We start from the raw sequence: 1,174 nt of genomic DNA on the forward strand, positions 1-1,174 counted from the left end.
CGATCCGGCTCACCGGGAACGCGGCAGACCCCGACCTGGACTGTCTCGCCGTCACCTACTGCGGACTCGCCCTCATGCGGTTGGTCGACCGACTGGTCGACGACGCGTCGGAGGTGACCATGCATAGTCGCTGGCCGGAGCCAAGCAGCGGGGCTCGAGAAGCCTGGCCGGGGGCGCGGCTCATCTTCAACGCCCCCCTGTCCTATGTGCACATCCCTGAACGGACGCTACACGCGGCCTGCCGCTTCCCCGACCCAGTCGCCTACGACGTCGCCGTCACCAGCCTCCAGCAGGCGCTCGAACGTCAGGGCGGCAGCCGGGACTTCACCCGCAGGGTGCGGGCACTGCTGGACGACGGGCCAGGGGTGAGGACCATCCAATCGGTCGCGAATGAGTTCTCGATCTCCTCGAGTACCCTGAAACGCCGCCTCGCCGCGGAGGGAACCAGCTTCCGCGAACTCCTCCAGGAGTCACTGCTCGACCGCGCCCGGATACGGCTGCTCGACCGCTCCACGTCTGTCAGTGAGGTCGCCGCCGAACTGGGCTACAGCGACCTCACGAACTTCTCGCATGCCTTCAAAGGATGGACCGGCAGCTCACCGAGCCACTTCCGACGCGCCCACCAGCACCCTTGAGTACCACTTCCGCAGCCCCTAAGAAGGACCGCGCCCGGCGGGAGTGGCTCACCAGGTGCTCCCTTATGAGTCCACGGATCCTTCCGGAGTGGTCTCTCCGGTGGTAGCTGGAGGAGTGAAGGCATCGTCAGGCCCCGCAGCGGCGGTGACCATAGGTCCGTAGGCCTGGTGGAGGGCAGACAGAATGCGGCCCAGGGGGAGGTCGTCGAAGCTACCGTGGTCTCGTACGTACTCCATGTGCCGAGTCCCGTCGGAGGTGAAGGCGTGCATGAGCGCGTCGCTCCGTCCCTCGAATTCGACCGGTGGCACGCCGAATCGTTCGCATAACTCGACATTGAAGGCAGGTGTGGCCTTCAGCCATCGTCCGTCGATGTAGACGCTGCAATAGCCGTGATAGACGAACAGATCCGTTCCACCCATGACGGCTCGTAAGGTGTCGGTCTGCAGATGGTTCCGTACATCGGCGAAGCCGAGTCGGGTAGGGATGCCCGCGGCCCGCAGAACCGCGGCCAGTAGCACCGCCTTGGGCACGCAGTAGG

General features: G+C 65.5%; 2 protein-coding genes. One reads left to right on the forward strand and one right to left on the reverse strand.

Annotation, left to right across the window (positions count from 1 at the left end; translation table 11 throughout):
- A partial coding sequence (locus J1M64_RS19360; RefSeq protein ID WP_206475253.1) for an AraC family transcriptional regulator occupies nt 1–635 on the forward strand: 635 nt, incomplete at its 5' end.
- Between the two features lie 63 nt (nt 636–698).
- On the opposite strand, the gene J1M64_RS19365 is transcribed toward J1M64_RS19360, so the two are convergent.
- A partial coding sequence (locus J1M64_RS19365) for a transglutaminase family protein (RefSeq protein ID WP_206475254.1) occupies nt 699–1,174 on the reverse strand: 476 nt, incomplete at its 5' end.

The sequence above is a fragment of the Dietzia sp. KRD202 genome, from assembly GCF_017168155.1.
Taxonomy (GTDB): domain Bacteria; phylum Actinomycetota; class Actinomycetes; order Mycobacteriales; family Mycobacteriaceae; genus Dietzia; species Dietzia kunjamensis.